The sequence below is a fragment of the Streptosporangium sp. NPDC049376 genome, from assembly GCF_044466505.1.
Classification (GTDB): domain Bacteria; phylum Actinomycetota; class Actinomycetes; order Streptosporangiales; family Streptosporangiaceae; genus Streptosporangium.
In genome coordinates this window covers 280,425-304,384 of record NZ_JBITMT010000005.1, presented here as the reverse complement: position 1 = coordinate 304,384, position 23,960 = coordinate 280,425, and the positions used below count along the sequence as shown (strand labels likewise).

The 23,960-nt window shown below is 71.0% G+C and carries 20 protein-coding genes and 1 tRNA gene; 13 read left to right on the top strand and 8 right to left on the bottom strand.

Features of this window, described 5'->3' with window-relative positions; genetic code table 11:
• Positions 1-102 precede the first annotated feature (102 nt).
• Complete coding sequence (locus ACIBVQ_RS16920; protein WP_362773710.1) at positions 103-1,317, top strand: DUF418 domain-containing protein; 1,215 nt, start codon at positions 103-105, stop codon at positions 1,315-1,317.
• Here ACIBVQ_RS16920 and ACIBVQ_RS16915 read toward each other — a convergent pair.
• Positions 1,289-2,656, bottom strand: coding sequence for a xylan 1,4-beta-xylosidase (locus tag ACIBVQ_RS16915; RefSeq protein ID WP_399178362.1), 1,368 nt, complete (start codon positions 2,654-2,656; stop codon positions 1,289-1,291). The genes ACIBVQ_RS16920 and ACIBVQ_RS16915 overlap by 29 nt on opposite strands.
• A gap of 378 nt (positions 2,657-3,034) precedes the next feature.
• Between ACIBVQ_RS16915 and ACIBVQ_RS16910 the strand changes: the two genes are divergently transcribed.
• On the top strand, positions 3,035-4,117 hold the full coding sequence (locus tag ACIBVQ_RS16910; RefSeq protein WP_352010524.1) for a GNAT family N-acetyltransferase: 1,083 nt from the start codon (positions 3,035-3,037) through the stop codon (positions 4,115-4,117).
• A 7-nt stretch (positions 4,118-4,124) separates the two neighbouring features.
• Positions 4,125-5,303, top strand: coding sequence for a DegT/DnrJ/EryC1/StrS family aminotransferase (locus tag ACIBVQ_RS16905; RefSeq protein ID WP_399178360.1), 1,179 nt, complete (start codon positions 4,125-4,127; stop codon positions 5,301-5,303).
• Here the strand turns inward: ACIBVQ_RS16905 and ACIBVQ_RS16900 are convergent.
• Entirely contained in the window at positions 5,218-6,636 is a 1,419-nt protein-coding gene (locus tag ACIBVQ_RS16900) for a PLP-dependent aminotransferase family protein (RefSeq protein WP_399178358.1), read from the bottom strand. The genes ACIBVQ_RS16905 and ACIBVQ_RS16900 overlap by 86 nt on opposite strands.
• Positions 6,637-6,704: 68 nt before the next feature.
• Here ACIBVQ_RS16900 and ACIBVQ_RS16895 point away from each other — a divergent pair, with 68 nt between their 5' ends.
• From ACIBVQ_RS16895 to ACIBVQ_RS16865, 7 genes are all read left to right on the top strand, one after another.
• Positions 6,705-7,349, top strand: a complete 645-nt coding sequence (locus ACIBVQ_RS16895; protein ID WP_399178356.1) for a pyridoxamine 5'-phosphate oxidase family protein — start codon at positions 6,705-6,707, stop codon at positions 7,347-7,349.
• 152 nt (positions 7,350-7,501) lie between these two features.
• On the top strand, positions 7,502-9,202 hold the full coding sequence (locus ACIBVQ_RS16890; RefSeq protein ID WP_399178354.1) for a protein kinase: 1,701 nt from the start codon (positions 7,502-7,504) through the stop codon (positions 9,200-9,202).
• Between the two features lie 18 nt (positions 9,203-9,220).
• Complete coding sequence (locus ACIBVQ_RS16885) at positions 9,221-10,600, top strand: hypothetical protein (RefSeq protein WP_399178352.1); 1,380 nt, start codon at positions 9,221-9,223, stop codon at positions 10,598-10,600.
• A 54-nt stretch (positions 10,601-10,654) separates the two neighbouring features.
• On the top strand, positions 10,655-11,935 hold the full coding sequence (locus tag ACIBVQ_RS16880) for a DUF2510 domain-containing protein (RefSeq protein ID WP_399178350.1): 1,281 nt from the start codon (positions 10,655-10,657) through the stop codon (positions 11,933-11,935).
• A 22-nt stretch (positions 11,936-11,957) separates the two neighbouring features.
• A complete protein-coding gene (gene orn / locus ACIBVQ_RS16875; protein WP_352010517.1) occupies positions 11,958-12,560 on the top strand; it encodes an oligoribonuclease in 603 nt (200 codons plus the stop codon).
• 75 nt (positions 12,561-12,635) lie between these two features.
• A tRNA-His gene (locus ACIBVQ_RS16870) sits at positions 12,636-12,711 on the top strand.
• A 158-nt stretch (positions 12,712-12,869) separates the two neighbouring features.
• Positions 12,870-13,109 (top strand): LuxR C-terminal-related transcriptional regulator, encoded by a 240-nt coding sequence (locus ACIBVQ_RS16865; protein ID WP_390042855.1) that lies wholly within the window; start codon positions 12,870-12,872, stop codon positions 13,107-13,109.
• Between the two features lie 517 nt (positions 13,110-13,626).
• Here the strand turns inward: ACIBVQ_RS16865 and lat are convergent.
• Both lat and ACIBVQ_RS16855 read right to left on the bottom strand, forming a co-directional pair.
• Positions 13,627-14,928 carry an L-lysine 6-transaminase gene (lat, locus tag ACIBVQ_RS16860; RefSeq protein ID WP_399178347.1) on the bottom strand — a complete coding sequence of 434 codons (1,302 nt, stop codon included), beginning with the start codon at positions 14,926-14,928 and terminating at the stop codon, positions 13,627-13,629.
• Between the two features lie 113 nt (positions 14,929-15,041).
• Positions 15,042-15,608, bottom strand: coding sequence for an HdeD family acid-resistance protein (locus tag ACIBVQ_RS16855; protein WP_399178345.1), 567 nt, complete (start codon positions 15,606-15,608; stop codon positions 15,042-15,044).
• A 116-nt stretch (positions 15,609-15,724) separates the two neighbouring features.
• Here ACIBVQ_RS16855 and ACIBVQ_RS16850 point away from each other — a divergent pair, with 116 nt between their 5' ends.
• Positions 15,725-16,930, top strand: a complete 1,206-nt coding sequence (locus ACIBVQ_RS16850) for a M20 family metallopeptidase (RefSeq protein ID WP_399178344.1) — start codon at positions 15,725-15,727, stop codon at positions 16,928-16,930.
• A gap of 48 nt (positions 16,931-16,978) precedes the next feature.
• Here ACIBVQ_RS16850 and ACIBVQ_RS16845 read toward each other — a convergent pair whose 3' ends face one another.
• Genes ACIBVQ_RS16845 through ACIBVQ_RS16835 form a run of 3 tightly spaced genes read right to left on the bottom strand, consistent with a single transcriptional unit; the run spans position 16,979 to position 19,676 of the window.
• Complete coding sequence (locus ACIBVQ_RS16845; RefSeq protein ID WP_352010512.1) at positions 16,979-17,359, bottom strand: PPOX class F420-dependent oxidoreductase; 381 nt, start codon at positions 17,357-17,359, stop codon at positions 16,979-16,981.
• A 10-nt stretch (positions 17,360-17,369) separates the two neighbouring features.
• Complete coding sequence (locus tag ACIBVQ_RS16840) at positions 17,370-18,044, bottom strand: hemolysin III family protein (RefSeq protein ID WP_399178342.1); 675 nt, start codon at positions 18,042-18,044, stop codon at positions 17,370-17,372.
• Between the two features lie 54 nt (positions 18,045-18,098).
• A complete protein-coding gene (locus ACIBVQ_RS16835; RefSeq protein ID WP_352010510.1) occupies positions 18,099-19,676 on the bottom strand; it encodes a penicillin-binding transpeptidase domain-containing protein in 1,578 nt (525 codons plus the stop codon).
• Positions 19,677-19,765: 89 nt separating this feature from the next.
• On the opposite strand from ACIBVQ_RS16835, the gene ACIBVQ_RS16830 reads away from it, so the two are divergent.
• Complete coding sequence (locus ACIBVQ_RS16830) at positions 19,766-20,587, top strand: spermidine synthase (protein WP_399178598.1); 822 nt, start codon at positions 19,766-19,768, stop codon at positions 20,585-20,587.
• 31 nt (positions 20,588-20,618) lie between these two features.
• Here ACIBVQ_RS16830 and ACIBVQ_RS16825 read toward each other — a convergent pair whose 3' ends face one another.
• Positions 20,619-22,382, bottom strand: a complete 1,764-nt coding sequence (locus tag ACIBVQ_RS16825) for an ATP-binding protein (RefSeq protein WP_399178340.1) — start codon at positions 22,380-22,382, stop codon at positions 20,619-20,621.
• 185 nt (positions 22,383-22,567) lie between these two features.
• On the opposite strand from ACIBVQ_RS16825, the gene ACIBVQ_RS16820 reads away from it, so the two are divergent.
• A complete protein-coding gene (locus ACIBVQ_RS16820; protein ID WP_399178338.1) occupies positions 22,568-23,950 on the top strand; it encodes a serine hydrolase in 1,383 nt (460 codons plus the stop codon).
• Positions 23,951-23,960: the final 10 nt, after the last annotated feature.

Sequence of the window (23,960 nt, the reverse complement as noted above, 5' to 3'; positions counted from 1 at the left end):
TCCGGGGTCCCCCGGTATATCGACCAACTATCGCCGGGGGCGCGTGACGCGCGCGGCACGTTGAAGGACGGTTCGATGGTCATGGGAGAGCATCATCGCCTGGTGAAACCTGTCGTGGCCATGACCATGGCCGTCCAGGATCGCAGGATCGCGGCCGTGGACGCCCTGCGCGGGTTCGCGCTGTTCGGCATCGTGGTCGTCAACATCGCCTACCTGGCCTCGGGGTACCGTATGGCGGGCCTGGCCGAACCGGCCTTCTCCGCGCCGCTCGACTGGGAGGTGCGCTGGGTCGTCACGGTGTTCTTCGAGAACAAGTTCTATCTGCTGTTCTCGTTCCTGTTCGGCTACAGCTTCACCCTTCAGCTCGACTCGGCCGCGGCCTCGGGGACCGCCTTCGTGCCGCGTTTCCTGCGCCGTCTGACCGGGCTGTTCCTGCTCGGCCTGGCCCACGCCGTACTGCTGTTCCCCGGGGACATCCTGGCCACCTACGCGGTGGTGGGGCTGGTGCTGCTGGCCGTACGGAGGATCAAGCCGCGAACCGCGGTGCTCTTCGCGGTGGCGCTGACCCTGCTGCTCGCGACGGGGTTCGTCCTGATGGCCGGGCTCGCTTTGCTGGGGACGGACCTCTCGGGCACCGTGGCCGGGGGTGCCGCGCAGGCGGCCAAGTCGGACGCGGCCCTGCAGAGCTCGGTGCCCATGATCATCTCGGATCACCTGCACAAGCTCGGCAGGATCGTGGTGCTCCGGGTGCTCTTCCAGGGGCCCGCGGTGCTCGCCGCCTGCCTGGTGGGGCTGGCCGTCGGCAAGCGGCGGCTGCTCGCCGACTCCGATCGGCACACCGCCACGCTGCGCCAGATCCAGTGGGTGGGATTCCCGGTCGGCATCCTGGGGGCGATCTTCTACGCGCACTCGACCTGGTCGGGCGGCACGAGCGTCCACCACATGCTCGGCCAGGCGGTCGACCTGATCACCGCGCCGCTGCTGGCCGCGGCGTACGTCGCGACCCTGCTGCGGGTGTTTCCCCGTGCCCCGCGCCTGACCTCCGTGCTGGTGCCGCCGGGACGGACGGCGCTGACCAACTATCTGAGCCAGTCGCTGATCTGCTCGCTGATCTTCACCGGCTACGGGTTCGCCCTGATCGACCGGCTCAGCCCACTCGCCGTCTCCTCGATCGCCGTGGCGATCTTCGCGTTCCAGGCGGCCGCCAGCGGGATGTGGCTGCGCAGCCACCGGTACGGTCCCGTCGAATGGCTGCTGCGCTGGTTCACCAACTGGCGCAGACCCGCCGTCAGGCTCCATCCCGCCCGCTCCACCTGACCTCGTACGGTCCCAGCTCGAACTGTTTGCCGTCGATCGTCGTGATCGCGGCGGCGTCGGTGGTGTTGACCATCACGAACTGGCGTTCCTGGGCCAGCACCCGCACCGCGGGATTGGCCGAGGTGAGCGGTACCAGGGGGACGCCCTCGGGGAACCACTTGGTGAACCCGCTCAGCACCCCCGCCATCGGCAGTTCCTCCCCCGTGCCCGGACGCCACAGGCAGCCGGGGCAGTCCTCGCCCGGTTTGCGTTGCGGGTTCCAGTAGAGGGCGGTGGACGCGCCGCTGGTGGCGAACTCCATCATGGCGACGGTCTGCACGGCGGTCCTGCGTTCCTCCGTCCAGTCGGCGTTGTCAGGCGCGACGTACCATTCGGCCCACCAGACCGGCAGGCCGCCGCTCCTTTGTTTGAGCCAGGTGGTGACGGCGCCGAACTTGGCGAGCGCGCCGAAGTCGTCGGGGTGGGCCCCGGCGTCCCTGGTCATGGAGGCGCCGTCGACCACGATGAAGTCGGCGCCCTTCTTGTTGCGGATCCAGTACTCGACGGCGTCGAGGTCGCGCTGGTCGACCACGCCCCAGGGGCCCTGGAGTTCGGAGCCCCGGCCGTTCTTGTCGCTGACGATCGGGATGTAGGGACCGCCGACCTTGATGTCGGCGTTCACCTCCTTCAGCGCCGTGTAGACCTTGTTGTACAGCTCGGTGTAGGCCTCGGCGTCCCAGCGGTTGGTGGCCGAGTTCCAGAATCCCTTGAACTCGTTCCACACCATGAAGTGCTCGACGGTGGGGTAACGCCTGGCGACCGTGGCGGCGAGCTTGGCGAAGTCGTCGAAGTTCTCGCGGTTCGGCGGCGACTCCAGGGTGTTCCAGTCGGTACGCCCGTCGGTGCCGCCCTTCATCCAGTCGGGGGCGCAGCACAGGGTGATGACGGGCAGGGCCTGTGAGCGGCCCATGAACTGCACCCGGCGGTCGAGGTTGCGGAAGTCGTACTTGCCGCGTACGGGCTCGGGATTGTCCGCGCCCCAGCCCATGATGTGCTGGTTCTGCACCAGCGGGACCCGGGCCAGGAGGTGCGAGGCCGTCTCGGTGACCTCCTCCCGCTCCGCGTCGCCGCTGAACTCGGTGTGGGTGACGCCCCAGCGAGGCCAGGCGCCGAAGTCCGGGGGCTGCTCGACGGCGGGCGCGGGCTGCGGGGGCGGGATCGCGACGGCCCGCCCTCTCGGCTTGCCGTGCCCGGTCGACATGACGACGATCCCGACCAGGAGCGCGAGAGCGACGACTCCCGCTCCCGTCGCGATCAGCCAGTTCGGAATCCGCCGGCGCGGTCCGTCAGTCGGTATCACCGCTCGTCCTCGATCCTGGGCACGGTCCAATGAAGCGTTCCACAGCGACGGCGGACGTGACCGTGAGAGGACGCGGCTCACAGCCAAGCGTTATCGGCCGCATCGTCAGGCTATCCACGCGACTTGCAGAACACTTGAAACTTCTATCGCAGATTGGCACCTGACCGGTAACCCACGGTGATCATCACGGGTGGTACGGAGCGCCTTCTCCCATGGAGCCCCGGAACGTTACATCCTGGGAGAACCCTGGGAAAACCACCTACGACCCGATCCTTTACCGCTACATTACGCACCGTGCCGCACGCTGTGAGTACGCATATCCTGTGCGCATTCATGCCCGAAGGCGCATCGGGGAAGTCGCAACCCCAGTAGGAGCCCATGCACGTCTCTATCGTTCATCCTCGCGAACTGGCGGAGTCCGACATCGAGCGATGGCGGACCCTTCAGGACGCGGATCCCGCCTTCGACAGCCCCTTCCTGTCCCCCGAGTTCACGATCATCGTCGGCGAGCTGCAGGAACAGGTCCGGGTGGCGGTCCTGCAGGATGGCCGGGAGACGGTCGGCTTCCTCCCCTTCGAGCGCCACGCGATGGGCATCGGCAAACCGGTCGCCGCGGGGCTGACCGACGCCCAGGGGCTGGTCCACGTCAAGGACCTCGAACTCGACCCACGAGAGCTGATCAGGTCATGCGGCCTGGGGGTCTTCGAGTTCGACCACCTGGTGGCCGGGCAGCCGCTGCTGTCCGGACGGCACACCCGTCACCCGTCACCGATCATCGACCTGCGCGACGGCTACGACTCCTACGTCGAGACGGTGAAACGCGACTCGGGCAAGACCTACCGCTCCACGGCATACAAGGCGCGTAAGCTTCAACGGGACCATGGAGCGATCCAACACGACTACGCCACGACCGACCGTGCGGCGCTGCGGACGCTGCTCGGCTGGAAGACCGACCAGTACCGCCGCACCGGCAGGACCGACCGTTTCGCCCGGCCGTGGATCGTCAAGCTGGTCGAACGGCTGCTCGCCACCGACACCGAACGCTTCGGGGGGGTCTTCGACGTGCTACGGGTCGACGGACAGCCGGTCGCGGGCCACTTCGGCCTGCGCACCGCCACCACCCTCGCGGGCTGGTTCCCCGCCTACGACATCGCCTACGCCAAGTACTCCCCCGGCCTGATCCACCACCTCGCCATGGCGGAGAAGGCGGCCGCCGCGGGCATCGAGGTCATCGACCTGGGACGCGGCGAGAAGGAGTACAAGGAGAAGCTCAAGAACGGGGAGTACGAAGTGATGGAGGGCCGCATCGCCAGGCCGAGCGCCGGGGCGGGCATCCACTGGGCGCTCAGCGTGCCGGTCCGTAAGGCACGGGGAACCGTCCTGGCCAACCCGGTCCTGCGGACCACGGCCGACCGGGCACTGAAGACCTTCGGCCGCCTGCGTACCTCCTTGTCGTCGTGAGCGCCCGGTGACCCCCGAGGGCCTGGTGGCCACGCGAACGGGGCGTCACTGCTTAGCCGTACCGTCCAACCGGCTCGGCCTCTATCTCGCGCTGCGGCACTGGTGCCTTCCCGGGCAGCGGCTGCTGATGTCGCCGATCTCCGCCGACGAGATCCTCTTCCTGGTGCTGGCCGCCGGGCTGCGTCCCGTCATCGCGCCGCTCTCACCGCGTGACGGCAACATCGACGTCGGCTCCGTCGATCTCGGCACCGTCGACGCCGTGCTGACCACCAACCTGTACGGCCTGCCCGACCGGGTGGCCGCGTTCGCGGGCAAGACGCTGATCGAGGACGTCGCCCACGCCATGGAGACGACGGTCGGGGGCAGGCCGCTCGGCACGTTCGGGGTGGCCGGGGTCTTCAGCATGTCCAAGCACGCGGGGGCGGGTTCCGGCGGGGTGATCGCGGTCAAGGACGAGGCCGACCTGCGTCCCCTTGAGATCGCCCGTGATCTGCTGCTGCGGCCGTACCGGCCGGTGGCCGAGGCGCGGTCGGTGCTGACCTCGGCCGCCAGGCACTCGACGGTCCGGCTCGGCCTGGTCAGGCCCGCGCTGTGGGCGATGCGCGCGCTCGGCCTGGAGGAGAAGCGCGAGGGCCTGCGGATCGCCACGCGCCCGGAGGAACTCGCCGAGGCCATGAAGCGGGTGCCCGACCTGCCGCCGTTCGACTCCTGGGTCAGGGCCGACCTGCACGACTACCGGACCAGACGGGGGCCGCTCTCCCGTCGCTACCAGGTGAGACGGCTGCGCGGGCTGCCCGGGCAGCGGGCCCGGCGGATCGCCGGGGTGCGCGCGCTCGCCGAGTTGCCCACGGTCGCCGCGGGCGTGCTCGCCCACCTCGACCAGCCGCTGTTCCGGGTGCCGCTGCTGGTCGCCGACCGGGACGCGGCCATCGCGGCACTGGAGCGGCGCGGGGTGGCCACCGGCTACCTCTACGACCCGCCCTACGACGACTATCTGCCCGGCCTCGTGGAGCCCTCCGACGATCCGGGGGTCGCGCGGTGGTGGGGGCGGCACGCGCTGCCCGTCGATCCGCTCCAGGCCCGCCGCGCGCTGCCCGTGGTCAGGGAACTCGCTCCGGCGCCGCCCCCTCCTCCGCGAGCCGCAGCTCCCCGATCAGCTCCGCGATCACCGCTACCCCCCGCCTGACCTCGGGCAGCGAGGCGGAGCCGTAGCCGATCACCAGACCGTGCCTGTCGGCGGCGCCGTGGTCGTCGCGGTTCATCCCCTTGAGCAGGACCCCACGCTCGGCCGCGGCGGCGACCAGCGGCCCGACCACGTGCTCGGGCAGCCCGACCATGACGTGCAGCCCCGCGGTGTCGCCCGTCACCAGCGTGCCGAGGCCGGCGACGACCTCCGCCCGGCGGCGGGCGTATTCGAGCCGCATCCGGCGCAGGTGCCTGTCGAGGTCTCCGCGTTCGAGCAGTACGGCCATCGCCTGCTGGGTCGGGCCGCTGGTGCGGTCTCCCAGGTCGGCCCGGACCTCGGCGACCGCCGCGAGCAGGCCCGGCGAGGCGACCAGCCAGCCGACGCCGACGTCGGGGGCCAGCGACTTCGACAGCGTGCCGAGCAGCACGACCCGCTCCGGTCCGAGGCCGTACAGGGCGGGCAGCGGGGCGACGTCGTAGCGGAACTCGGCGTCGTAGTCGTCCTCGACCACGACCGCCCCGGTACGGCGGGCCCAGGCGAGCAGGCGTTCCCTGCGCGGGACGGGCAGACGACCGCCGAGGGGGTACTGGTGGGCCGGGGTGGTGTACAGCACGCGCAGGTCGTCGGGGAGGGCCTCGACGATGACGCCGTCCTCGTCGACCGGGCACGACACGACGTCGGCGCCCCGCGCGGCGAAGACGTTCCTGGCGACCCGGTAGCCGGGGTCCTCGACACCCGCCCGGTCGCCGGGCCGCAGCAGGGTCGCCGCGACGAGGTCGAGGCCGTTGCCCGTCCCCCGGGTGACCATGACGTTCTCGGGACCGGCCGCGACCGCCCTGGTCCTGCGCAGATGCTCGACCAGCGCCCGGCGGAGCCTGGGCAGGCCGTACGGGTCGGGGTTGCTCCCCGGCGGCAGGTCGGCGGCGGCGCGCCACGCCCTGCGCCAGGCCGCCCGGTCGTAGTCACGCACCCACGGCTTGCCCGGGCGCAGGTCGATCACGGGCCCGGCGGGGGCCTCCCGCGTGGGGGCGGAGACGGGCGAGGGGTCCACCGGGACCTCCGGCTCGCGCGGGGCCAGATCGACCACGTAGGTTCCGGAGCCGTGGCGGCCTTCGAGCCAGCCCTCCGCGTAGAGCTGCTGGTAGGCCTCGGTCACGACGGTCCTGCTGACCGAGAGCTGGCGGGCCAGGGCCCGGGAGGAGGGCAGCCGCTCCCCGGACTTGAGCGTGCCGTCGCGCATCGCGGTGCGCAGCAGGTCGCCGAGCTGGGTCATGAGTGCGGCGGGAGCCTGGCGGTCAACCGACAGGGGCAGGTCAACGGGGATGCGCGGCAAAGTGGTCTCCCAGAGGCGACACGAAGTGGACGTGGTTTCGATATCCACTTCTTCCTAGGGTAGAGGGCATGCTCTCCACGACCTCACGCACCACGCTCAACCGTTCCAAGGAGCGGGGCCGTACCTCCCGCGAGGATCTCTACGCCGTGCTCGACGCCGGGCTCATCTGTCACCTGGGGGTCGTGGTCGACGGAGCTCCCCGGGTGGTGCCGACCGGCTACGGGCGCGTCGGCGACACCCTCTACCTGCACGGCTCGACCGGTTCGGTCTCCCTGCGCGGCACCGGCGAGGTCTGTGTGACGGTGACGCACGTGGACGGCGTGGTGCTGGCCAGGTCGGTCTTCAACCACTCGATGAACTACCGGTCCGCGATGATCTACGGCCGCCCGCGTCTCGTGCTCGACGAGGACGAGCGCCTCGCGGCCCTGCGCGCGATCACCGAGCAGCTCGCCCCCGGCCAGTGGGACGCGGCTCGCACGCCGACCAGGAAGGAGCTCGCCGCGACCGCCGTGGTGGCCCTCTCCCTGACCGAGGCGTCGGTCAAGGTACGGCAGGGCCCGCCGAGCGACGAGCCCGAGGACTACGCGCTGCCGGTCTGGGCCGGGGTGCTGCCGCTGCGCCTGTCGTGGGGCGCGCCGGAGACCGATCCGGCCATGACGTCCGAGGTCGAGGTGCCCGAGCATGTCTCCTCCCGGCCCGCGCCGGGACGGTAGGAAGGCGGGCGAACGGGGGCCGTTCGCCGCGACCTACCGGGTCTCCCAGCCTTCCGAGACTGATTTGTGATTCATGAGTAAATTTTCGCGATCTCCGGCTAAGCTACGGTTCGCCTGTTGTGGGTGGGGGCCCAAGCAACTGAGGAGACCGCATGTACGGCACGTCATCAGGCTGGCGAGTCCCCGGATACACCGAGATACGCGAGCTGGGAGCCGGTGCCGGCGGACGCGTGGTGATGGCGCGGCACGAGGTCGACGGCATGCAGGTCGCGATCAAGTACCTGTCCGACGAACTCAGGGGTGACGTCGGGTTCGTCGCGCGTTTCCGGCACGAGGCCAGGGTGCTCAACACCCTGGACAGCCCGCACGCCGTACGGCTCTACGACTACGTGGAGACCGGTGAGGGCGCCGCCATCGTCATGGAGCTGGTCAACGGCGTCCCGCTGCGGGCGATCCTCCGATCGGAGGGGCCGACCGGGCCTGAGGCGGCGCTGGTCGTGCTCAAGGGAGCCCTCCTCGGCCTGTCGACCGCGCACATGGCGGGCGTCGTGCACCGCGACTTCAAGCCGGAAAACGTGATGGTCGAGGCGGACGGGACGAGCAAGCTCGTCGACTTCGGCATCGCGATCCGCTCGGGCGACGGGGACACCCCCGCGGGCACGCCTCCCTACATGGCCCCCGAACAGTGGACGGGCTCCCCCTCCGGCCCCTCGACCGACGTCTACGCCGCGACGGCCGTGTTCTTCGAGTGCCTGACGGGCGCCCGGCCGTTCCGGGCGTCGAACGTCGCCGCGCTGGCCAGGCAGCACCAGGTCACGCCGCCGCCGATCGAGGAGGTGCCGCCCGCGCTGCAGGGCCTGGTCGAGCGGGGACTCGCCAAGCACCCCGCGGACCGGCCGCCGACCGCCGCCGCCTTCATCACCGAACTGGAGGCCGTCGCCGCCGACGCCTACGGGAGCGACTGGCAGGAGAAGGGGCGCCGCCGCCTGGCCGGTCTCGCCGCGCTCCTGCCCGCCCTGTTCCCTGTCGAGGCCCCCAAGACCGGCACCGGTTCCTCCTCCGTCGCCGAGACGAACCTCAGAAGCGGCGGCGCGCGCCGCAGGGCGTCGTCGTCCCTGGGCAAGATGGGCGTCAAGATCCTGGTCGGCGTCGGGTGCGTCGCGGTGATCGGCGGGGTGACCGCCGTGCTGGTCAACTCCGCGAGCAGCACCGCGATCACGCCGCAGAGCCTGGTCTACTCGGCGCCCCCCGAGACGGACGAGTCGCTGCTTCCCGAGAACCAGCCCGACGACCCCACTCCGACGCCGTCGAAGAAACCCACGCACAAGGCCTCAAGCCCCGCCCCCACTCCGACTCCGGCCGCGACGACCGCCGCGCCTCCCCCACCGGTCCAGCCGACCCAGGCGGCCGTCCCGTCCAAGTCGCCCAAACCCACGCCGAAGCCGTCGGCGACCCGTACCAGGAAGCCGACCAAGAGCCCGGCTCCGAAGCCCACGCCAACCGCCTCCGAGGAGGAGGAGACCTCCTCCATCGACACCTCGGACACTCCGACCAAGGCCCCGTCCAAGTCCCCGACGCCGACCCCCACGCCGACCAAGACGGCCTCCCCGTCGTCGCCGTCCCCCAGGCCCACCAGGACTCCGACCCCGACGCCGACGCCGAGCAGCCCGTCGCCGACGGAGACCTCGACAGACGGGGGGACGCCTCCGAGCCTGAGCGCGTCTCCGACGCCTCCCGAGACCTCCCCGGTGACGCTGCTGGCGTTCGGCCTGGTGACGAGCGGCACCGTGCCCATCACACTGGCGGTGAGGCGCGGGATGGCCGGTCGCCACCGGAGGCGGCGCGGGCGCTAGAGAACGGCGGAACAGGTCATGGACATCGAACGGGGGAACGTCGCAGGGTTCCTGCTGACCGGCGAGAGCCGTACCGGTGAACCGGGAACGTGGTCGTCGGCGACCGCGCCCGGCGGACGGCAGGCGGGCGCGCTCAGGCTCGACCCGCGTTTCACCTCGGACCCGGCGGCGCGGGAACGGCTGGTCGCCGCGGTGCTCGCCGAACGCGCGCTGATCCAGGCGGGCCTGACCGGGCTGGTCCCGGTCACCGACCTGGTCTCGGCCGGGCGGGAGGTCTGGCTGCTCACCGGCGAGGCGGTCAGCCCCACCCTCGCCGACCTGCTCGTCGTGCCCGCGGGCGCTCCTGGTCCCGGTGCGGGTGAGGCGGCCGTCGTGCTGCTGGAGACCGCGCGGACCCTGCTCGCCCTGCACGCCGCGGGGCTCGCCCACGGGGCGCTGCGCCCGGACACCGTGGTGATCTCCGCCGACGGGTCCGCCCTGCTCGCCGAACGGGGGCTGGCCGACGCGCTGCACGGACGCCCGGCCCACCCCGGCCGTGACGCGGCCGCCTGGGCCGCGCTCGCCCGTGGCCTGGCCGCGAACTGGGGCGCCGCCGACCCCGGAGCCGCCGCCCTGTTCGAGCGGGCCGCGGCCGTCGCCGACGCGGACGGGCTCGGCCGGGCCCGTGACGTGCTGCTCTCCGGGCAGGACACGCTGCCCGCAGGCTCTCTGACCAGGAACGGTCTCGCCCAGGCCGTACGGCTGCGCCCCGCTCCCGGCCTCCTACCCGCGAACGTTCCGCCGGTGCCCGTCCCCGACGAGGGCGAGGTCGTCACGCTGCTGCGGGCCGACGTGCCGACCGCCGCCCAGGAGAACGTCGTCATGCGCTTCGGTCCCGGCGTGCCGCCGGAGACCACGGCGGCGCAGATCTGGCGGGCGGGCCGTGACCGGCAACGGACCGAACAGCCCTCCGACGGGTTGCGGGCGCTCGGGACCGCCGCCAGACGCAGGCGCCGCCGTACGGCGCTGGCCACCGTGGTCCTCGCGCTGATGGTCGTCGGTGTCCTGGCGGTCTGGCTGCTGCGCGGTTCGGCGACCCCGCTCGCGGTCACCGGCGTCGAGGTGAGCGCGCCGAAGAAGCAGCAGGCGTGCGACGCGACGGTCAGGATCACGGGCGTCTTCGCCACGAACGGCTCCGGCGGGGAGATCCGCTACGAGTGGCGGCGCAGCGACCGCAAGACCCCGATCGAGCAGACCGACACCGTTCCCTCCGGGGCGGCCTCGCACGAGGTGAGCCTGGAGTGGACGGTCAAGGGCGAGGGCCGCTTCCGTGGAACGGCGACGCTGCGGCTGCTCTCCCCGCTGGCCGGGGGGCAGAAGGTCCAGGACAAGGCAAGTTTCACCTACAAGTGCCCCTAAGCCTCCCAAGCCACCGCAATGCACTGCTAACCGGTTCTTACTACTCTGACGGCCATGACCACGCAGACCCCTGCCGGCTGGTACCCCGACCCCTACGGTTCACCGCTGTTGCGGTGGTGGGACGGCAACCAGTGGACCGACGCCACGCACCCCAGGGACACCTCTCCCCAGGGGCAGGCCGCGCCCCTCGCCCAGCCGACGGGGCAGACCGGCCCGTTCCCCCAGCCCACGCACCCGCAGACCGGCGCCGCCGCCCAGCCCGCAGGACCGCCTGCCGGTCCCCCCGTTCCCGGCGGGCCCACCGGTCCCGCGGCCGGGCCCACCGGGCCGCAGACCAGCCCCTTCGCGACGCCGCCCGGCCAGACGCCCTCCTTCTCACCCCCCTCGGGACCCCCCTCGGGACCCCCCTCGGGACCCCCTGAGGGGGTGGGCCAGACCGCGCAGTGGAACGGGGCGCAGAGCCAGGCACCGCAGGGGCAGCCCTCCTGGGGCGGCGGGCCCGGGGGCGGTAACACGATGCAGCTGCCCGCCGGGGGGTACAGCCTCCCGCCGGGGACCACTCCGCGTAAGAGCAGCCCGTGGCCCTGGATCCTCGGAGGCGGCGGAGTCGTGATCCTGGTGGCCGTCGTCGTGGCCGCGGTCATGTTCCTGGCGAACCCCACGTCCAGGCCGACCGCGGACGACCCGACCCTGCCGCCCGCCGTACCCACGCAGGAGCCCACCCCGTTCCCGACCGAGCCCGAGACCACCGAGCCTCCGCAGGAGACTCCCGCGCCGGAGGCGTCCGATTTCCCCCGGCCGCAGAACGGGCGCATCCAGGACCCGGTGAGCGGCATGTCCTACGCCTTCCCCGGCTCCCCCTGGCAGATCCCCGCGAACGCGGGCACCGACCCGCTCGGTTTCACCTGGAACAGCGGGACCCTGGCGGTCGCCCAGGACGACTACGACGGCAAGGGCGGCAGGTGGCTCGGCAACATCCTCACCGGTGAGCTCCCCGACAAATACGGCTATGACGGGATCCCCAGCATGCGCGGGATCGCCGCGACACTGCTGCACGCGACCGAGGCGGCCTACTACAGCCCCGAACACGATCGGAAGGTCGTCAAGGACGAGGCGATCAAGGTGAGCGGCCGGGACGGCTGGCTGTTCATGTTCGACCTCGACTTCTCCGCCCAGTCCAAGGCCAACGGCTGGAAGTGGAAGAAGGAACGGGCCGCCTTCGTGATCGTGGACCGGGGCGAGGGCAGGAGGCCCGCGCTTATGTACCTTTCCATCCCCGACAATCTGGACACTTCTCTCGCCGACCGGGTGGTCAAGTCGCTCAAGGTCTCCTGACGGGAGTACTACCCTGAAGGCTATGAGTGACCTGCTGGTCTGGATCGACTGTGAGATGACCGGGCTCGACCTCGGCCGAGACGCGCTGATCGAGGTGGCCTGTGTGGTCACGGACGGTGAGCTGAACCAGCTCGACGAGGGCGTTGACGTGGTCATCAAGCCTCCGCCCGAGGCTCTGGAGCAGATGTCGCAGATCGTCCGTGAGATGCACACCGCCTCGGGTCTGCTGGAGACGCTGAGCACGGGCGTCACGCTGGCCGAGGCGGAGGCCATGGTCCTTGACTACATCAAGGGGCACATCCCCGAGCCCAAGCGGGCCCCGCTGTGCGGCAACTCCATCGCCACCGACCGTTCGTTCATCTCGCGCGACATGCCGGCCGTCGACACGTTCCTGCACTACCGGATGATCGACGTGTCCTCGATCAAGGAGCTCGCCCGGCGGTGGTACCCCCGCGTCTACTTCGCCTCGCCGGAGAAGCAGGGCGGTCATCGCGCGCTGGCCGACATCACCGAGAGCATCCGCGAGCTGCGCTACTACCGCGCGGCGGTCTTCGTGCCCCAGCCGGGACCCGACTCCGCGACGGCCCGTGAGCTCGCGGAGACGATCTCGGCCACCGCCACCTGAGCGACGCGCGAAAACCAGGGGCGAAACGACTCCCAAAGACCGCTACACTTTTCATGTGCTGCTGCGGCAGACATGGTGGGCGTAGCTCAGTTGGCAGAGCGCCAGGTTGTGGTCCTGGATGTCGAGGGTTCAAGTCCCTTCGCTCACCCCATGAGAACGGCCGGTCCTTGGGGACCGGCCGTTCTGCGTTTTTCATCACTCCGGACTTGTCCACCAAAGACGGATGTCGCGGGTTATGCTCGCTGCTATCGCTACGCCGTTAGACGGGGGGTTTCGGCGACCTGAACGTGTTGCTGCAACGGAGGCCGTATGAGAGTCGACGACGCACCGTTCGACGCCGAACCCACAGTCGCGGCGAGCTTGAGCAGGCGTGAGACCGAGGTCATGGAGCTGATCGCCACCGGCTGCTCCAACTCACAGATCGCCCAGCACCTGTTCCTCAGCGAGAAGACGGTGAAGAACCACGTCAACCGGATCTACGCCAAACTCGGCGCCGACTCCCGGATGACGGCCATAGGACTGTGGCGCAGCCGTACCTCCCAGGACTAGGTCGCGCTGTGTCTCTTTGCGACGCCTGGCGGCGTCGCGGGCTTGGGCGCCCTGAGCCGACGCTTTCCCTCGTCGCTCATCCGCTTCGCTCCTTCGCTCCTCAGTCCAAGCGTCGGCGCGCCCAAGCCGGACACTCCTCACGCACGGCACCGGTAAGGCCCAAGCCGAAACTCCTCACGCTTGGGGCCGAGGGGCCGGTCCGACCTTTTCGACGCCCGGAGTGAGGGTTTGATCTTGTGCTTTCCCGGTGCCGTGCGTGAAGGGCTTCGGCTTGGGCGCGTCGGTGTCTGGACTGAGGAGTGAGGGAGCGCAGCGGACGAACACGAGGGAAGACACCGACGCGCCCAAGCCCGCGACGCCGAAGGCGTCGCAAAGAGACACGGCTTGGGCGCGTCGGCGCTTGGACTGAGGAACGCAGGAGCGCAGCGACGGAGTGACGAGGGAAAGCGCCGACCCGAAGCGTCCAAGCCCGCGACGCCGAAGGCGTCGCAAAGAGGCAGGGCGCAAAGAGACACCATCACGCGGAGAGGCGAAGGTCCTGGGAGGCCTCCAGGGCTCTGGTGAGGGCGTTCGTGCCCTCGGCGAGTTCCTCGGCGGTCACCGAGAGGGCGGGGCGCAGCCGTACCGACTGGTCGCCGCAGGGCAGGACCAGCACGCCCTCCTCGCGCCTGAGCCTGGCGACCAGGCGGTCGCGGGCGGTCGTGTCCGGCAGGTCGAAGGCGCACATGAGGCCGCGCCCCCTGGAGTTGCGGACCAGGCCGGGGAAGCGGGCCTGGATCTTCTGCAGCGAGGTGAGCAGGTCCTGACCGAGTTCGCCCGCGCGGGTGATCAGGTCGTCGCGTTCGATGATCTCCAGCATCCTGCGGGAACGGACCATGTCGACCAGGCCGCCACCCCAGGTCGAGTTGATCCGGCCGCTGACGCGGAACACGTTGTCGGGCACCTGGTCGACCCTGCGGCCGGCCATGATCCCGCCGACCTGGATCTTCTTGGCGAAGGCCACGATGTCGGGGCGCAGGCCGAGTTGCTGGTGCGCCCACGGGGTCCCGGTGATCCCGGCGCCCGTCTGCACCTCGTCCATGACGAACAGGGCGTCGTACTCGTGACACATGCGTTCCATGGCCTGCAGGAACTCGGGGCGCATGTGGTTGTCGCCGCCCTCGCCCTGGATGGGCTCGGCGATGAAGCAGGCGATGTCGTGCGGGTGCCGTTCGAAGGCGGCCCGCGCCTGGGCCAGTGCCCGCGCCTCGGCCGCCTCGACGTTCCCGAAGTGGATGGCGGGCACCTCGATCCTGGGCCAGTCGAACATCGGGAAGCGGTCGGTCTTGACCGGGTCGGTGTTGGTCAGGGAGAGGGTGTAGCCGCTGCGGCCGTGGAAGGCGCGGGTGAGGTGGAGCACCCTGGTGCCGAGGCTCCTGGGACGGCCCGCCGCCTCGTTGCGCCGGCTCTTCCAGTCGAAGGCGCACTTCAGCGCGTTCTCCACGGCCAGGGCCCCGCCTTCGACGAAGAACAGGTGCGGGAGTTCCGGGTCGCCGAGCACGCGGTCGAACGTTTCGACGAAGTCGGCGAGGTGGCCGGTGTAGAGGTCGGAGTTGGCGGGTTTGTTGGCGGCGATCCTGCCGAGCAGGGCCAGGAACTCGGGGTCGTCGTCGAAGGGGTTCAGGCCCAGCGGCGCCGAGGCGAAGAAGGTGTAGAAGTCCAGGTAGCGGCGATCCGTCCGGGCGTCGACGAGCCGGGAGCCCTTGCTCCGGTCGAGGTCGAGGACCAGCCGGTAGCCGTCCACGAGTAGATGTCGAGCGAGGCGGTCGTGCACGTCCATGTCCCCTCCACAGGTCTCCCCCATAGCGATTCGAAGGGATTATTCCCCGTAAATGACACTTCTATATGGAGACATTACGCGGAGAAGCCGATTTTTCGGGAGATTGTCCTGGATCACACGACGCGAGGGGTGCCCGAGGGCCCTCGCCACCGGGAGGCGAGCCCCTTGATCCGGAAGGACAGCGCCACCAGGGCGATGCCGTACAGGATGGCCATGATGCCGATGAGCCAGACGAGGGCCAGCGCGCCAGGAGCCGGCCGGATGAACAGCAGGACGCCGAACAGCACCGAGAGCGCGCCGCTGATGACGAACATCCACTCGTTCGCCGCGGTCCCGCGCAGCCTGATCCCCGCCACGATCTCCAGGACGCCGGTGACGACCGCCCAGGCCGCGATGAAGAACAGCAGGACCAGGGCCGTGATGCCCGGCCAGACGAAGACCGCGACGCCCGTCAGGATGCTGACGACGCCGTAGAAGATCATCCATCCCCGGGAACCGAGGCCCGCTCCCCTGCCCGCGCCGAACAGGGCGAAGACACCGTCCACGATGGCGTAGGCGCCGAAGACGACGACCAGGGTGAGGACGGTGATGGCGGGCCAGATCAGCGCCAGCACGCCGAACAGGATCGCGCAGACACCACGGACCAGATACACCCACCAGGTGCGTGCCAGCTCTTCCATGTGACCTCCCCGTTCCTCGGGGATTCCTATCCGGCAACAGGACAAGACGAGACCACCGGCCGGTTAAATCGGGTTATCGTGCGATCAATTCGTCGAGCCGCCAGAAGGAATGATCGATGTCGTTTCGTGAATCCGCCGCCGACATGCGGGACGAGCTGGTCCGCCTCAGGCACTCCCTGCACCGGGAGCCCGAGCTGGGCCTCGACCTGCCGCGCACCCAGGAGAAGGTGCTGGAGGCGATCTCCGGTCTCCCTCTGGAGGTACGGCTCGGCGAACGGCTCAGCTCCGTCACCGCGGTGCTGCGCGGAGCCCTTCCCGGCCCGACCGTCCTGCTGCGGGGTGACATGGACGCCCTGCCGGTCTCCGAACGCCCCGGGGCGGACGGGGTGACGGCCTCGCGGTTCGAGGGCAGGATGCACGCCTGCGGTCACGACCTGCACACCACCATGCTGGCCGGGGCCGCGCACCTGCTGTCCGCGGGGCGCGACCGGCTCGCCGGGAACGTGGTCTTCATGTTCCAGCCCGGCGAGGAGGGGCACGACGGGGCCAAACTCATGATCGAGGAGGGAACGCTCGACGCGGCGGGCGAACGTCCTGTCTCGGCCTACGCCCTGCACGTGACCAGCGCGATGCTTCCGCAGGGGACGTTCCTCACCAAGGGTGGCCCGATGATGTCGGCCATCGACGAGCTGACGGTGACCGTGCGCGGCGCGGGCGGTCACGGCTCGACGCCGCACCGCGCCAAGGACCCCGTCCCCGCCGCGTGCGAGATGGTCCTGGCGCTGCAGTCCATGGTGACGCGGAGCTTCGACGTCTTCGACCCGGTGGTGGTCACCGTCGGCAGCTTCCACGCGGGCACGGTCAGCAACGTGATTCCCGAGGAGGCCCGCTTCGCGGTGACGATCAGGTCGTTCTCCCCGTCCGCGCGGGAGCGGCTCCAGGAACGGACGGTCACTCTGGTCAGGGGCATCGCCGCGGCCCACGGGCTGGACGTCGAGGCCGACTACCAGGGGATCTATCCGGTCACGGTCAACGACGCCGGCGAGGCCTGCTTCGTCGCCGAGACCGTCAGGGAGGTCTACGGCGAGCAGCGCTTCCGGCAGGCGGCGAACCCGTTCACCGGCTCCGAGGACTTCTCCTACGTCTGCGACCAGATCCCCTCGGCGTTCGTCGCGCTCGGCGCGTGCCCGGCCGACCGTGATCCGGAGCGGGCCGCCTACAACCACGCCCCGGACGCGGAGTTCGACGACGCGGTGCTGCCCGACGGGGCCGCGCTCTACGCCGAACTCGCGGCGCGCCGCCTGGCCGGTGCCACGGTCTGAGCAGCGGCTCAAACAGTGGCCTGGACCGGCCGCCTTCTTGTGACCGGTTCAGGCCTCGCCGACGATCCGGACACCGACCGTTCCGTGCTCGCCCCTGCGGAACCTGCTGACGATCATCAGGACCCTGGCGAACAGGCCGTACTTCCGCAGGATCAGCCGGCGCACCCGCTCGGTCTCCTCCGCGGGCAGCACCGAGGCCCGTCCCTCGACCTGCTCGCCCCGCGTGTTGCCCCGCACGTCGCAGGCCGCCAGGACGACGCGGGGATCGGCGTTCAGGCGTCTGACCTTGCCCGAGGAGGCGACCGTCCAGACGACCAGCCCCTCACCGTCCGGCGCGACCCACACGGGGGTGGGAACCGCGGCCCCGTTCCTCCTGAAGGTCGTCACGGAGACATAGCGCTCGGCCGCGAGCTCCTTGATCGTCGTCATGTACGGCACCCTACGCCGCTGTGTAGACCACCAGGAAGACCGCGGCGTACTGCACGAGGTAGGCGGCGACGGTGAGGGCGTGGAAGACCTCGTGGAAGCCGAACCAGCGGGGCGAGGGGTCGGGGCGGCGTGTGCCGTACACGACTCCGCCCGCGGTGTAGAGCAGGCCGCCGGTCAGGATGAGGGCGACCGCGACGGCCCCGGCGCCCGCGAGCAGTTGGGGGAGGACGAGGGCGGCCGTCCAGCCGAGGGCGATGTAGAGCGCCGTGGACAGCCAGCGGGGGGCCGAGGTCCACAGCACCTTGAACAGCACGCCCGCGAGGGCTCCCGTCCAGACCACGGCCAGGACCGCGGTCCTGGCCGGGCCGTCGAGGGCGAGCATCGCGAAGGGCGTGTGGGTGCCCGCGATGATCAGGAAGATGTTGGCGTGGTCGAGGCGGCGCAGCACCCCGGCCAGGCGCGGGGAGAGGGTGCTCCGGTGGTAGGTGGCCGAGACGCCGAAGAGCAGGCCGGAGGTGACGGCGTAGACGGCCGCCGCCAGCCGGGCCTGGAGGGTCGGCCCCAGGGCGACGAGAACGAATCCGGCGATGAGGGAGACGGGCAGGGCTCCGGCGTGCAACCAGCCCCGCAGGCGGGGCTTGGCGGCCCCGGGGAGAGCGAGGCCCTCGGCGGTGGTCGTGACCATGAACCTACGCTAGCGTAGGTTACGTCTCCGTAGGTTGTGATCTGCCCGACATCGTCACAGGGCTCTGAGGAACCTGGCCGCGACGGGGACCGCCGCCTCCCCGCCGTTCTCGACGAGGACGGCGAAGGCCAGGTCGCCCCGGTAGCCGACGAACCAGGCGTGTTCCCGCCCGTCCGCCGCCCGCGCGGTGCCCGCCTTGCCCGCCGTACCCGGAGGGAGGCCGCGGGTTCCGTCGGCGGACACGGCGCCGTCGGAGGTCCCGGTGGTGTCGGCGACGGCCGCCCGCATCATGGACCGCAGGGCGGTGACCGTGGCCTCCGGTAACGAGGCCCGCCGGGAGACCTGCCGCACCCGCGACGACCGGCTGGGGACCAGCACCGGCCCGTGCCAGGAACCGTCCTGTACGGCCGCCGCGACCAGCGCCATGCACAGCGGGCTCGCCACGACCGAGCCCTGCCCGATGGCGTCCGAGGCCAGTTCGTCGACGTCGCCGGGCGGCGTGATCCTGCCGCAGGACTCGCCGAGGCCGGGCACCTCCGCGTTGAAACCGAACAGCTCGGCCGCCCGCACCAGGCCCCGGCCGTTCGAGGGCAGGTGGGCCGCCGCCTGCTCGACGAAGGCCGTGTCGCACGACAGCGCGAAGGCCGTCGTCAGGGTGACCGCCTCCGAGGCCGGGTGGTCGGCGGCGTTGCGGAAGATCCTGCCCTTGGGGGGCGTGTAGGTCCGCGGGCAGCCGACCCGTGTCGCCGGGGTGAGCCCCTCGGAGAGCAGGGCGGTCGCGGTGACCACCTTGAACGCGGGGCCGGGGGGATACAGCCCGCGGAAGGCGCTCTGCCCGCCGTTGCCCTCGCCCAGCCGGTCGGCCACCGCCAGGACCTCCCCGGTGCCTGGCCGTACCGCGACGATGGCGGCGGGGTGGCCGACACCGTCGAGCGCCCGCGCCGCGGCGGCCTGGACGGGGCGGGACAGGCTCGTCCTGAGCTTTTTGACGTGCGGCGGCCGGAAGACGGCCAGTTCCCTCTTGCTCCCGTCCGCCGCCGTCGCCTCAAGGGCGTAGCCGGTGGTCTCCTCGGCTCCCGCGCCGAACAGCCCGCGGTAGCCCTCCGCCCCGCTGTCTTGCGGCAGCGGCGCCCCCGAACCGGTGACCGGTTCGGTCTCCGGCGCGGGGATCTCCTTGAAGGCGATCCTGCCGCCGCCCGCCAGCGCCGGGTGGAGCGTCTCCGGCAGCCACACCACCCTCCAGCGGCCCTCGCGCAGGACCATCCGCAGCGTCGACTCGAACGGCCAGTCGCCGAGGTTCCTGACCTTCCTGACGCCGTGGAAGGGTAACTCCGCGTGCAGGCCGTCCCCGCGCACCAGCGTGCCCGGGACGAGTCTCACCGACTCGATGTCCAGGTCCTGGGCGAAGTCCAGGTGCCGCTGGGCGAAGTCGGCGGGCGGCGAGACGACCATCCGGCCCATCTCGCTGAGGTCGCCGTCCTGCCAGGAGGCCAGGTAGGCGCGGCCCGTCTCCTCGGGCCCCGGGCCCACGGCGCGCACCTGCGCGCCGGTCGGCCGCAGCAGCACGTAGACGCCCGCGCCGATCATGATGAGCACGACGGCGACGAGCACGAGGACCGGTCGAGTACGCATACGGTTTCTCCCAGATGTGTCCTCTCGGTTGTACAGGAACAGAAGTGGAAAGTGGGGCAAAAGTGATCAGGCGGAAACCGGAGGGGCCGATGCCCGGCCGCTATCCGGTGAGCTTCGGCGAGGTCGACCTGCTGGAGGACCTGGACAGGCCCTCGGGGTGGGTCGTCTCCAAGGAGGGCGTGCCCCAGTCCTACGTCGACCTGGAGGACCCCACCTACCTCGACTTCGAGTACGTCCAGCTGATGGCCGTCGTGGTCGACCTGCTTCCCGAGGGACCTCTCGACGCCGTGCACGTGGGAGGCTGCGCGTGCACCCTGCCCCGCTACGTGGCGGCGACCAGGCCCGGGTCTCGGCAGATCGTCGTGGAACCGGACGCCGGTCTGGTCCAGCTGGTCAGGGACCAGCTCCGGCTCAAGTCGGTGCCCCGGCTCAAGGTCAGGATCCTCGACGGCCGTACGGCCACCGCCGCCCTGCCCGACACCTCGGCCGACCTGCTCGTGCTCGACGCGTTCAGCGGCGCCACGATGCCGCTCGACCTGGCGAGCGTCGAGTACATGGCCGAGGTCGCGCGCGTCCTGCGGCCCGCGGGGACGCTGGTCGTCAACGTCGCCGACGGCAAGGGGCTCGCCTTCGCGCGCAGGGTGCTGGCCACGATCGGCGGTTCCTTCGGTCATGTCGCCCTGCTCGGTGAGCCCGGCATCATGCGGGGGCGGCGTTTCGGCAACCTCATCGTCGCCGCCTCCCGCGTCGCGTTGCCGTACGCCGACCTGACCCGCAGGGCCGCGAGCGGCCTGACCGTGGCCCGCTGCCTGTCCGGGGAGGAGCTGACCAGGTTCGTCGCCGGGGCGAGGCCGTTGCGTGACGGCGACCCGGTGGTCGTGCCGGTGCCGCCGCCCGAGGTCTTCGGCTGAGACCGTCGGCCGGGGCCTTCGGCCGGAGAACTCAGGCGGGCACCCAGGCCCGTACCGCCGTGCCCTCCCCCGGGGCGCTGGTCAGCCTCAGCCCACCGCCGAGGGCGTTCATCCGGTCCGCGAGCGCGGCCAGTCCCCCGCGGTCCGCCGTGGCCGGTTCGAACCCTCTGCCGTCGTCGGAGACCACGGCCTGCAGCCTCCCCTCCTCCAGCGACAGCCGTACCTCGATCCTGGAGGCGGAGGCGTGTTTGAGCGCGTTGGCGATGGACTCGCTCACCGTGAAGTACAGCGCGCCCTCGACCTCGTCGGGGAAGCGGCGCGCGCGCAGCCCGGGGTCCGCGATCACCGTGGTGGTCGTCGGCAGCCGTGAGCAGCGCTCCTCGACCGCCTCGACCAGCCCGCCCTGGCTGAGCACGGACGGATGGATGCCCGCCGCCAGCTCCCGCAGGTCGGTCAGGGTCTGCCTGGCCTCCTCGCGCAGCAGGGTCATGGTCCGCGCGTCCCCGCCGGTCGCCCGCGCCAGCTCCAGGCCCGCGATCAGCGCGACGAGCTGCTGCTGCACCCCGTCGTGGATGTTGCGCTCGATCCGCCGCCGCTCGGCCTCCTGGGCGTTGACCAGCCTGGCGGCCAGCCCCACGCTCTGGATCGCCAGGCCGACCGGCACCGCCAGCGCCCCGAGCAGCCTGCGGTCCTCCGAGGTCAGCCGCCCCACCGTCTTCGGGCCGCACACGATGCGCCCGAGCCCGGCGGGAACCGTGAGCGCGGCCTCGCCGTCCTCCTCTCCCGCGACGACCCGCGTGCCGTCCGCCAGCTCCACGGCCGCCCAGCTGGTCTCCAGCCCCGCCCGTACGGCCCCCGCCAGCCTGCCCAGCTGCTCGACCGGCTCGGTCTCCTCAAGCGACGGGCCGAGTTCGGTCAGCAGCTCGTCGACCGTCGGCCTGAGGTCGAAGACCAGGAAGATCCGGTGTCCCCTGATGCCGATCCTGATGTCGAGGAGCTGGTGCCTGAACACGGTCATGGTGATCACGATGGGCAGCGCGGCGATGGAGGTGAACAGCCCCAGCCCCAGGCCGGCGCCGTAATCGCTGGGCCCGAAGAACGTGATCAGCAGGAACCCACCCAGGGTGCCCGTGAGCCCGGCGATCATCCAGCGGAGCACGCGGCGCCCCGCGACGTCGGCACGCCACCAGCGCAGTACCAGGGAGACCAGTACGGCCAGCGCGACCAGGTAGACCACCCCCTGCCCCACCGCGCCCGCCAGGGCGGCGACCAGGCCGGGTGTGCCTTTGAGACCGATCGGGTTGCCCCTGGCGAAAATGGACTCGTAGACCGCGTCCGCGCCCAGCAGAAGACCCGCCCAGTGGACCGTGATCGCCACCGCCGCGATCCACGCCCCGACCCGCCAGCGGCGTGAGGGCAGGCGGCCGTCGGGGAAGAGCAGCGGGACGAAGACCCAGGTCAGCCCGTAGAAGACGGTGAAGAGCGAGCTCAGCACGACGGCGACGACGGCCAGTGGTCCCCGCAGCGTGGGGTCACTGATCAGCAGGCCCGCCCCGAACGCGCCGAGCCCCAGGCAGTCGGCGGCGGCGAGCAGCAGCCAGCCGTAGACGTTGTCCGGCCGTCTGGCCGCGATGAGCCAGCCGACCGTGGGCGTGATCAGGCATACGGCGACGAACGCCCACACGCTCAGCGGCACGGGGAAGCCGGTCTCCAGCACCCCGCCGGCGACGATGCCGCCCGCGGCCACGGCGGCCATCGCCCCGGCGAGGGCGGCGGGCGGAATCACACGGGTCATGACCGCAGCCTGCCGCCCGGGACGGGGCGTCGTCCATGAGGTTGTCCACACATCCGATGCAGTCTGCCTCACCTCGGGAAACGGAGGACGGCCGGGTGTTCCCGCAGGTCCCGCCGTCCCTACCTTCGAATCGAGGCCGCCGAGGGTGCGGCCGGAAGAACCCGCCTCCCACCAAGGAGATCCTCGTGAGACCGCCGTTCAGATCGACGCGCATGCTCGCTCTCGCCCTCGCCGCGACCGTCGTTCCGGTGAGCACCGTGGCCGCCGGAGGGCAGAGCGTGGCCGCCACCTCTTCCGTAACCCTTTCCGGGACCGCTCTGACGGTCGCCGCCGCCCCCCGGATCCCGGACACCCCGGCGGGCAGGCAGCTGACCTGGCTCCTCGACGCGCTGTCCCGCGCCCCCCTGCCCGAGAGCGAGCTGCGGGAGCACTTCGCGGCCGGCTTCCTGCAGGAGGTCCCCCCCGCCGAGATCAACAAGTTCGTCGCCGCACTCAAGGGGCTGACGCTGCAGACCCTGAACGAGGCCGACCCCACGTCGCTGTACGGCACGGCGAAGCTCGGCGGCGAGGACTACGTCGTCACGCTCTCCGTGGACGACGACGGGAAGATCAACAGCCTGCGGGTCCAACAGCCGCAGCCCCTGCCGCCCGGCCCGAAGAACTGGCGGGAGCTGGACACCCGGATGCGTTCGGTCGCACCGAACGTCGGCTTCCTCGCCGCCGAGATCGACTCCCGGGGACGGTGCCAGGTCGTGCACGGCGTGAACGTGGACAAGCCCAGGCCGCTCGGCTCGATCTTCAAGCTCTACGTGCTGGGCGCGGTGGCCGAGAAGGTCCGCGACGGCAAGCTCAGCTGGGACACCGAGCTCACGATCAAGCCGGAGTGGAAGAGCCCCAGCGAGGGCGGCCTGTGGGAGCGCCCGGACAACAGCAAGGTCACCGTGCGCGAGGCCGCCAAGCTGATGATCTCGATCAGCGACAACACCGCGGCCGACATCCTCATCCACACCGTCGGCCGCAGGGCCGTCGAGGCCAAGGTCCGCCAGTGGTCCGACCACCCCAAGCTGAACATCCCCTTCCTGACCACCAGGGAGCTCTTCCTGCTCAAGGGGATCGACCACCCCCGGCAGGCCAGGACCTACCTGGGCCTCAGCACCGCCAAGAAGCGGAAGTACCTGCGTGACGTCGTCGCCAAGCAGGACGGCTCCGGCATGAAGCCGTGGACCACGCCCCGCGAGGTCGACACGATCGAGTGGTTCGGCTCCCCGCGTGACATCTGCCGCGCCTACGTGGGCCTGAGCAGGCTGAACTCCAAGACCCTGAACGAGACGCTGTCCGGCTTCGACGGCCTGGGCCTCGACGCCAAGAAGTGGCCGACCGTCTGGTTCAAGGGCGGCTCGGAGCCCGGCCTGCTGGACCTGGCCTACCTCGGGCGTTCGGCCTCGGGGAAGACCTACGTCGTCACCGCGCTGGCCTACGACAAGAGGAAGGCCCTCCCCGAGGAGCGGGTCGCCCCCCAGATGATCTCCCTCATCAAGGGCTCCTTCTCCCTGGTCGGGTCCAGGTAGCCCGTCGCCG

What these genes read in the sequence shown, in the direction of transcription:
- ACIBVQ_RS16910 (WP_352010524.1), top strand. Translation starts at nt 3,035, where the DNA reads ATGCACGTCTCTATCGTTCATCCTCGCGAACTGGCGGAGTCCGACATC.
- ACIBVQ_RS16895 (WP_399178356.1), top strand. Translation starts at nt 6,705, where the DNA reads ATGCTCTCCACGACCTCACGCACCACGCTCAACCGTTCCAAGGAGCGG.
- ACIBVQ_RS16890 (WP_399178354.1), top strand. Translation starts at nt 7,502, where the DNA reads ATGTACGGCACGTCATCAGGCTGGCGAGTCCCCGGATACACCGAGATA.
- ACIBVQ_RS16885 (WP_399178352.1), top strand. Translation starts at nt 9,221, where the DNA reads ATGGACATCGAACGGGGGAACGTCGCAGGGTTCCTGCTGACCGGCGAG.
- ACIBVQ_RS16880 (WP_399178350.1), top strand. Translation starts at nt 10,655, where the DNA reads ATGACCACGCAGACCCCTGCCGGCTGGTACCCCGACCCCTACGGTTCA.
- orn (WP_352010517.1), top strand. Translation starts at nt 11,958, where the DNA reads ATGAGTGACCTGCTGGTCTGGATCGACTGTGAGATGACCGGGCTCGAC.
- ACIBVQ_RS16865 (WP_390042855.1), top strand. Translation starts at nt 12,870, where the DNA reads ATGAGAGTCGACGACGCACCGTTCGACGCCGAACCCACAGTCGCGGCG.
- lat (WP_399178347.1), bottom strand. Translation starts at nt 14,928, where the DNA reads ATGGACGTGCACGACCGCCTCGCTCGACATCTACTCGTGGACGGCTAC.
- ACIBVQ_RS16855 (WP_399178345.1), bottom strand. Translation starts at nt 15,608, where the DNA reads ATGGAAGAGCTGGCACGCACCTGGTGGGTGTATCTGGTCCGTGGTGTC.
- ACIBVQ_RS16850 (WP_399178344.1), top strand. Translation starts at nt 15,725, where the DNA reads ATGTCGTTTCGTGAATCCGCCGCCGACATGCGGGACGAGCTGGTCCGC.
- ACIBVQ_RS16845 (WP_352010512.1), bottom strand. Translation starts at nt 17,359, where the DNA reads ATGACGACGATCAAGGAGCTCGCGGCCGAGCGCTATGTCTCCGTGACG.
- ACIBVQ_RS16840 (WP_399178342.1), bottom strand. Translation starts at nt 18,044, where the DNA reads ATGGTCACGACCACCGCCGAGGGCCTCGCTCTCCCCGGGGCCGCCAAG.
- ACIBVQ_RS16835 (WP_352010510.1), bottom strand. Translation starts at nt 19,676, where the DNA reads ATGCGTACTCGACCGGTCCTCGTGCTCGTCGCCGTCGTGCTCATCATG.
- ACIBVQ_RS16830 (WP_399178598.1), top strand. Translation starts at nt 19,766, where the DNA reads ATGCCCGGCCGCTATCCGGTGAGCTTCGGCGAGGTCGACCTGCTGGAG.
- ACIBVQ_RS16825 (WP_399178340.1), bottom strand. Translation starts at nt 22,382, where the DNA reads ATGACCCGTGTGATTCCGCCCGCCGCCCTCGCCGGGGCGATGGCCGCC.